Annotated in this window: 6 protein-coding genes; 1 reads left to right on the forward strand and 5 read right to left on the reverse strand. The window is 28.4% G+C overall.

All coding sequences use genetic code 11. The features are described 5' to 3' along the window. Window positions 1-435 precede the first annotated feature (435 nt). Window positions 436-939 (forward strand): hypothetical protein, encoded by a 504-nt coding sequence (locus ON17_RS02205; protein ID WP_017191860.1) that lies wholly within the window; start codon window positions 436-438, stop codon window positions 937-939. Window positions 940-981: 42 nt separating this feature from the next. Here the strand turns inward: ON17_RS02205 and ON17_RS02210 are convergent, their stop codons facing one another. The 5 genes from ON17_RS02210 to ON17_RS02230 form a co-directional block, all read right to left on the reverse strand. Then, window positions 982-3,714, reverse strand: coding sequence for a cation-translocating P-type ATPase (locus ON17_RS02210; protein WP_017191861.1), 2,733 nt, complete (start codon window positions 3,712-3,714; stop codon window positions 982-984). Between the two features lie 161 nt (window positions 3,715-3,875). Continuing rightward, a complete protein-coding gene (locus ON17_RS02215) occupies window positions 3,876-5,126 on the reverse strand; it encodes a hemolysin family protein (protein WP_017191862.1) in 1,251 nt (416 codons plus the stop codon). Window positions 5,127-5,384: 258 nt separating this feature from the next. After that, complete coding sequence (gene proS / locus ON17_RS02220) at window positions 5,385-6,809, reverse strand: proline--tRNA ligase (RefSeq protein ID WP_017191863.1); 1,425 nt, start codon at window positions 6,807-6,809, stop codon at window positions 5,385-5,387. A 71-nt stretch (window positions 6,810-6,880) separates the two neighbouring features. Then, window positions 6,881-8,026, reverse strand: a complete 1,146-nt coding sequence (gene metK / locus ON17_RS02225; RefSeq protein ID WP_017191864.1) for a methionine adenosyltransferase — start codon at window positions 8,024-8,026, stop codon at window positions 6,881-6,883. Window positions 8,027-8,138: 112 nt separating this feature from the next. Further along, entirely contained in the window at window positions 8,139-8,402 is a 264-nt protein-coding gene (locus tag ON17_RS02230) for a cold-shock protein (protein WP_017191865.1), read from the reverse strand. Between the last annotated feature and the right edge of the window lie 154 nt (window positions 8,403-8,556).

Raw genomic sequence — 8,556 nt, forward strand, 5'->3', positions numbered from 1 at the left:
TGGCTTGTTCGTTCATTTTTAAAACTCCTTTTTTAAGTTTGGCTAAATAAAAAAAACCAAACTGTTTATTTTTAATTAATAAACAATTTGGTTCAATTAGTTGTTTTCTTTTGGTACCACTTTGATGGTTCACTCTATTAATAAATAAGTTGATAACAATGGAAAAAGGAAAGTTTTTGTGAAAATTATTTTATTTTTATCTTAAAAATTTATAATATCACACTTTTAAAAATAATTTGAGATTATTTGTTTTAAAGATGGTTAAAATGAGCAAAATCAAAAAAAATAATATTTTTTTTCACGATGCGATTTTAAAAAAGTTTATTATTTTTAGGGATACTTTTTTTTAGATATCAATAAAAAAGCAGTTTTTATTGATCTTTTGTCCCTTGTCGTAATGATATTTATTTAAAAATACACAATAAAGGTTAAAAAATGTTAAAAATAAAAACCATCTTCATTAATTTATTGATAGGGATTTTATTTTGGACTCCTATTTTGATATTTTATCAACACCAAATGATAAAATCTTTTACCTCTGTTAACAAAAATATCCCTATAGAACCAATTGTCTTAGATTTTGATCCACAAAAAATGATTAATTCTCATAAATTACCCAAAAGTAAAATTTGGAAAAATTATTTCAAAGGTGTTTCTGCTGTCGAAACAGCCGATCAATATGTTAAAAATTTTGTTTTAGTCAATAAAGAGAGCAATATCAAATATAATGTTTTAGAGAAAAAATTAATTATTAAAAATATCGATGATTTAATCGATAAAAAAATTTATTTCGCTAGGACATATATCAAATTTAACCCTGGTTTTTACAAATTTAGAGATAGTTTTTCCATAGGTATTCATTTTTACCTCCATTTAACTAAATCCGCCCAAAATTGTTATTTAATTATGTTGGAGCCAATAACCGACACTCTTTTATAAAGAAAAAAAATAGATGATCTACATCATCTATTGATTTTTATTCTATTGATCTTTCTTTTTAAACATTTTTTTCACTATCTCTACCACCAATAAAGGGCTCATTGATAACATAAAAATGATGAGAAAGTCTTTGTACGATAAATCAGCTAATTGAAAGTTTTCTTTTAAAAAAGGGACGAATAGAATAATCATTTGTAAAAAAACACTAATCAGAAAGAATTTAATTAAAACCCAGTTGGTCTGAAGTGAAAAAACCGATTTACGCAAATGTCTTAAATTAAAAACGTGTACTAATTGCGAAAAAGATAAGACAAAAAAGGCGAAATTTTGTCCGTATTTGGCTGCTTCCTGAGGATGCAGCTTATAACCAATCCAAGCAGCTAAGAAAGTTAATAAACCTAAAAAGAACCCTTCTAAAGCTATTTTATAAAACAAAGCAGCCGTTAGTAAAGTATTTTTAATATTGCGTGGCTTTTGCTTCATTAAATCTTTTTCTTTAGGTTCCATGCCTAACCCTAAAGCAACCAAAGAATCGGTGACTAAATTAATCCAAAGAATTTGCAAAGCACTAAGAATAACAAAATCATAAGTGAAAAAGAAATGTCCTAAACAAGTATTTAATAAAATAACAGTTATTTCGCCCATATTACAACTTAAAAGGAAAAGAATACTTTTTTTAATGTTTAAAAAAATATTTCTTCCTTCTTCAATAGCGTTTTTAATAGTATTGAAATTATCATCTGTTAAAACGATATCAGCTGTTTGTTTAGCGATTTCTGTACCATTTACGCCCATAGAAATACCAATATTAGCTTGTTTGATGCTAGGAGCATCGTTCACTCCATCACCTGTCATAGCCACAATATGACCTGATTTCTGCCAAGCTTGCACAATTTTTAATTTTTGTTCTGGTTTAGTTCTAGCATAAACTTTAATATAAGGTAATTTAATTTTCATTTCGCTTTCGCTCATTTGTTCGAACATATCTCCGTTAATAGCTAAATCGTACGGATGTTTTAAAATGTGTAATTCTTTAGCTATCTTTTCGGCAGTATATAAATGATCGCCTGTGATCATAATAGGAATAATAGAAGCGTTGCGACAATCTTGAATAGCTGCAAAAATTTCTGGCCTAATAGGATCTTGTATAGCAACCAAACCTAAAAAAACGATTTTATTTTGTAATTGGGACAATAATTCATCTAAAGTGGTATCTTCTTGCAACCATTCTTCTTGAAAAAAATCAACATAAGCCACACCTAACACTTTATAACCCTTTTGAGTCATTCGTGTTAATTCATTGTTTATCAGATGCTCATTATTTAACTGTTTTTCCTGCATTTTGCCTTGGTAATCTACATAGTTGGATAAATTACAAATTATTTCTCCAGCTCCTTTAATAATGATATATTTACGACTTTTTAATCGATGAATAGTAATCATTAATTTATATTTATCATCAAAAGGAAATTCTTTAAGGCGTATATTTTCTTCTCTTAATAAATTAACATCTATTTGCCATAAATAAGCTAAATCAATAAAAGATTGATCTACAGGATCAGAGATAATATTATTGATCTTGTTATTTTGGTCTTTTTGCGTAGTCGCATTATTACATAAGCAACCATATTTAACCAATCTTAAAACATCTTTGGGCAAAGGTAAAACGTTATTAACCGAAAAAACATTGTTCGATGTATATAAATGTTTAATATTCATTTTATTATAAGTTAAAGTGCCTGTTTTATCTGTACAAATAACACTCACAGTTCCTAAGATTTCTAAAGTTTTTAAATTTTTAACGATAGCTTTTTGGTTTGCTAGTTTTTTAATACCTAAAATCATAATAATGGTGATAATAGCCAATAAACCTTCCGGAATAACCGCTACCGCTAAAGCAATAGAAGAAAATAAAAAATGTTTTAGAACGGTTAAATCTATGTTTTTGCCAAACCAATAATGTTTCAATAGGTTTAACGAAAAATTAATTATAATTAAAAAAGCGATAATAACGCTCAACAATTTAGATAGATGAGCAATATTTTTTTCTAAAGGAGTTTTAGTCGTTTGATTTATTAAGGTAAATTGAGTAATTTTACCAATCTGAGTCTTCATCCCTGTGGCTAAAACCACTCCTTTGGCGTTACCATAAGCCACGACTGTACTCATGAAAACTATGTTAAAAGCGTTAAATAAACTAAAAGGTTGATCGTTATCTTGATGTTTTTTAGCAACTGATAAAGTTTCACCTGTAAACACTGATTCATTAATTTTTAAATGGTTGGATTGGATTAACCTGATATCAGCCGGAACAATATCCCCGGTTTCTAAAAAAACTATATCTCCTACGACCAGATCTTCTTGCGAAATCAATTGTTTTTGGTTATTTCTTAAAACTTTACTATAAGGTTTGGTTTTGTTTTTAACCATTAATAATGATTTTTGGGTTTTATTTTCATAAATAACGCCCAAAAAAGCGTTAATCAAAACAATGATTAAAATTAAAATACTTTCCAAAATTTCTTCTTTTTGGTGGGAAATAAAACCCATTATGAACGTGATGGCAGATGCTATTAATAAAAGATAAACGAAAAAATCATTAAATTGTTGTCTAAATGTTTTCCAAAAGGAAAAAGTAACCGGTTCTTGCAAAAGATTAAAACCATATTTTAAACGTTTTTGTTGAACTTTAGCATTATCTAAACCTTTTGCAAAATCGGTCTTTAATGCTTTTTCTAATTTTTTGAGATTTAATTGGTAAAATAAGGATTCCATCAGCGAGGAAAGACTTTCTAATAGTAATTTTTCATTTTATAGTCATTTTTTTTAATTTCATCGTTTTTAACACATAAAAAAATTTATCATTATCAACGCACAAAAAAAAGAAGTTAAAAAAAAACTCCTTTTAAAATATATTAAACTTTTTATAATTCTGGTTATTCTTCAGAGTTTTGAGCTATTTGTTGAACTAGTTCAATTTTAGAAACTTTAATTTTAGTAATCACTAAACCATCATGAGCTAAACCATCAAACTTCCAGTTATTATAAATTATTTGAATTTTTTCGTTATTTTCAGGAATTCTTTTAAATTTCCCTAGCATAAAACCACTTAAAGTTTCGTAATCATCAATAGGTAAATCTGCTTTTAATTCTTCTTCTATATCGTATAAGTGAGTAGTTCCTTTGATGATATATTCGTGTTCAGAAATTTGGATAATTTCTTGGTTCTGTTTGTCGTATTCATCTTCTATATCGCCCAGGATTTCTTCAATTACATCTTCAATAGTGACAATCCCAGCAGTTCCACCATATTCATCAACTACAATAGCAATATGGTTTTGTTTCAATTGCATTTCTTTAAACAATTCACTAATGTTTTTAAATTCCATTACGTAATAAGCTTTGCGAAGGAAATCTTTAATGTCGAATTGTAAATGGTTTTTATCCACTTCTATTAATCCTTTAAAAACATCTTTTACGTGAACGATACCGATTATTTTATCAAGACTTTTCTCATAAACGGGGAATCTTGTGTATTTTTCCGAACAAATCAAATCAGTTAATTCTTCGCGAGTAACATCTGATTTAATAGCGATAATTTCTTTTCTATGACGCATTACATCCGAAACTTTGGTTTCATCAAAGTCAAAAATGTTTTGAATCATATTATTCTCGCTACTATCGATAATACCTTTACGGTAAGAAGTGTTTAGTAAATATCTCAATTCATCTTCAGCTACAGCATCATTTTTTTTATGTGGATCAATTCCTAAAGCATATAAAATAATGTTGCTTATCTGGTTCAATAACCAAACAATAGGTTTAGTTATGAAACAAAAAACATTGAAAAGATCTAATAAAAAATAAGCTGTTTTCAAAGGAAAGTTTAAAGCTATTCTTTTTGGAGTAATTTCTCCAAAAACAATAGAAACAACCACTAAACCGATTGTGAAATAAATTCCTAAATCATCATTTTTCAAAAGATAACCTTGAACAAAGGTTAAAATATGAATCATTATCTGAATAACAGATAAAAAATGAGTAGGAGTTTCTTTTAATTTTTTTATTTTTAAGGCTTTTTTAGAACCATTTTTAATTTCTAAATTAATTTTACTTTCACTTAAGGTTACTAATGATATTTCGATCGCAGCAAAAAAAGCATTCAACAAAATTAATCCAAAAATCATTAGATAAACGTTGAAATAGTCCACTTTAATTTATAACCTCTTTCTTATTTTTCACACAAGCGAAAAATAGGCTATAAATCGTATTATTTAAATTCTCTGTTAAATCATCATTTTCCATATATCTAAGCAATCAAATCCCCTTTTATTTCTCTTTTTACTTCTAGGAAATAACTGTTTTTATTCTAACATATAATATGACAAATGTCAAAGCATATGTGATTTATCCTCAGAAGGATCTTCTTGGGATAAATTAATTTATTAATAAGCTCTAGCAAATAACACCGTTTGGTTAGCTTTTTTATTGGTTACAGGGCAAATTTCTGTTATTAAAGGTTCGTCTAAAATAACTCGAGCGATAGCGCCTGTCTCTTTTTTAATAATGTCTTCGGCTTCATTTTCATAAACACTCATTTTAATATATCCTGTTTTTTGTAGATTTTCTTTAAATTCATCATAAGTTTTAGCTTGATAAGTGTTATTTTTAACATGATCAGAAGCTTTTTGATACATTTCTTGGTGAATTTTTTTTAATAGAAGAGGTATTACTTCTAATAAATCTTTTGCAGCCACTTTTATTTTAGTAGAATTGTGTCTGATAAAAAGAGTTAATTCTCCGTTTTCTAATTCTTTTTTACCGATTTCTATTCTTAAAGGTATGCCTTTAAGTTCGTGATTGCTCAATTTCCAACCTATATTTTTATTTTGTAAATCTATTTTCACTCTATAAGAAGCGCTTAATTGTTGGTATAAAAGGTGCGCTTTTTCCACTACTTGTTCGTTTTTCATTTGCAAAGGTACAATGACGATTTGTACGGGAGCGATATAAGGCGGCATCACTAAACCTTCGTCATCGCCGTGAACCATAATTAAAGCTCCTATTAAGCGAGAAGAAATGCCCCAAGAGGTTTGATGAGCGAATTGTTTTTGCAAATTAGCATCTTGAAAAGTGATCTCAAAAGCTTCAGAAAATTTAGTACCTAAATAATGTGAAGTTCCGGCTTGCAAAGCTTGTCCATCATACATTAAAGCTTCAATAGAATATGTCACTTCCGCGCCTTTAAATTTCTCTTTTTCGGTTTTTTTGCCAGAAATAAAAGGGATGGCCAACAGTTCTTGACCTAATTTTTTATATAAATTTAAAATATCGAAGCTTTCTTGTAAAGCTTCTTCTTTTGTAGTATGAACTGTATGCCCTTCTTGCCATAAAAATTCTTTACTTCTTAAAAAAGGTTTATTGGTTTTTTCCCAACGAACAACGGTGCACCATTGATTAAATAATTTAGGTAAATCACGATAAGACACTATTTTTTTAGCATAATATTGAGAAAATAACACTTCAGAAGTAGGTCTAATAATTAATTTTTCTGGCAGAGTTTTATCGCCTATTTTGCTGATAGTCATCGCTTCAGGAGCAAATCCTTCAATATGTTGCTGTTCTTTTTGAAATAAATTTTCTGTAAAGACTAAAGGAAAATACACGTTTTGATGGTTAGTTTTTTTTAATTCTTGGTTCATAAATTGTTGAATCATTTCCCATAGAGCATAACCGTACGGCAAATAAATAAAAAAACCTTTGATATCGGAATAATCAATCATTTCTGATTTCAAACAAACATCTGTGTACCATTGACTAAAATTTTCATTACGAAAAGATACTTCTTTTACTAATTTTTTAACATTCATAAATCAGAACCCTTATTTATAATTATTTTATTAACATTTGCTTATATTAATATTATATAGTTTCATAACATTTATGTTAATAATTTTTGAAAAACAGCTATTTTATCGGTTTTTTCCCATTCGAATAAATCATCTTGTCTGCCAAAATGTCCATCTCTAGCAGTTATTTGAAAAAGGGGTTGTTTTAGTTTTAATTGATTAATAATTCCTTGCGGAGTTAAATCAAAATTTTGTTGAATTGTCTGGATAATTAATGATTCAGGCACTTTATTAGTATTAAAGGTATTAATAAATAAACCTACTGGTTGTTCTATTCCGATAGCGTAAGAAATTTGTAATTCACATTTATCACAAACACCAGCAGCAACGATATTTTTAGCCAAATATCTCACCATATAAGCACCACTACGGTCCACTTTAGAAGCATCTTTACCGCTAAAACAACCGCCGCCATGACGAACTTCCCCGCCATAAGTGTCTTGAATAATTTTTCTACCTGTTAAACCAGCGTCCGAACCAGGACCCCCATTGACGAAACTACCAGATGGATTGACAAAAATCTTGGTTTTTTCGTTCATTAATTGAGGATCAATAACTGGTTTGATAACATGTTCTATAATTTCTTCTTTAATTTCTTCTTGAGTGATATTTTTTTTGTGTTGACAAGAAACCACAATGGCTTCTATATAAAGAGGTTTATTGTTTTCATCATAACAAATAGTTACTTGAGTTTTCCCATCTGGTCTTAAAAAAGGTAAAGTTTTATTTTCTCTTAATTCTGTCAATTTTAAAGCTAAAGCTTTGGTTAAAAAGAAATTCAAAGGCAAAAAGGTTGGTGTTTCGTTGGTGGCATAACCAAACATCAAACCTTGATCTCCGGCGCCTTTATTTAAAACCGCTTTATTTATTTCTTCTGATTGTTCGTGAGTTAAATTAACGATAGATAATTCATCATAAGAAAAATTTTCGTTTTTTCTGTCATATCCTATTTGTTGAACAGTGTTTTTAATAATCTTTTCTACTTGTTGAGGAGCTAATGGAGAACTAGTTTTAATTTCGCCCAAAATGATAACTTTTTGGTTAGTGACAACTGTTTCGATAGCCACTTTAGCCTCTTGATCTTCATTTAAATAAGCGTCTAATAAAGCGTCAGAAATTTGATCCGCTATTTTATCAGGATGACCTTTGGTCACTGCTTCGCTACTAAATTTTTTCATTTACTTTCTCCATAAAATTTTTTGTTTAAAACAATAAAAACATATTATACATTAAAAAAAAAGACTTTAATTAAAAGTCTGTTTTTAAAATATATTTCAAATTAATGAATTATTATTCTACTTTAACGATATCAAAAGCTTGTAGACCGCGGCCTTCAACTTCTTTAATAGTGAATTCAACTTTTTGTTCTGCGTTTAAAGTACGAAATTTGTCTGTTCTGTATTCGCTATTGTCTAATTTGATAGATGTGTAATGAAAGAAAACGTTACCTTTTTGTCCTTCTGCATTAGGATCGTCAGTATCAATTGTGATGAAACCAAACCCTTTTTCAGGATTAAACCAATCTACTTTACCCTGAATTCTTTTTTGTTCCATTATTAAAAACTCCTCTTTATTAAAATTAGTTTAAATCAAAACGGTTTCATTAATCTGTTTATCCATCAATTTACAATTAGGATTCAATGTAAATAATGGCTTATAATAAATTCTATAACATATACAAATTAATTTTGATCCAGAAGCATAGTTA

Source organism: Poinsettia branch-inducing phytoplasma str. JR1, assembly GCF_000309465.1.
Classification (GTDB): Bacteria; Bacillota_I; Bacilli_A; order Acholeplasmatales; family Acholeplasmataceae; genus Phytoplasma; species Phytoplasma pruni.

Bases quoted from the DNA above. Each gene is read 5' to 3' on its own strand.
- ON17_RS02205 (WP_017191860.1), top strand. From the start codon at position 436: ATGTTAAAAATAAAAACCATCTTCATTAATTTATTGATAGGGATTTTA.
- ON17_RS02210 (WP_017191861.1), bottom strand. From the start codon at position 3,714: ATGGAATCCTTATTTTACCAATTAAATCTCAAAAAATTAGAAAAAGCA.
- ON17_RS02215 (WP_017191862.1), bottom strand. From the start codon at position 5,126: ATGATTTTTGGATTAATTTTGTTGAATGCTTTTTTTGCTGCGATCGAA.
- proS (WP_017191863.1), bottom strand. From the start codon at position 6,809: ATGAATGTTAAAAAATTAGTAAAAGAAGTATCTTTTCGTAATGAAAAT.
- metK (WP_017191864.1), bottom strand. From the start codon at position 8,026: ATGAAAAAATTTAGTAGCGAAGCAGTGACCAAAGGTCATCCTGATAAA.
- ON17_RS02230 (WP_017191865.1), bottom strand. From the start codon at position 8,402: ATGGAACAAAAAAGAATTCAGGGTAAAGTAGATTGGTTTAATCCTGAA.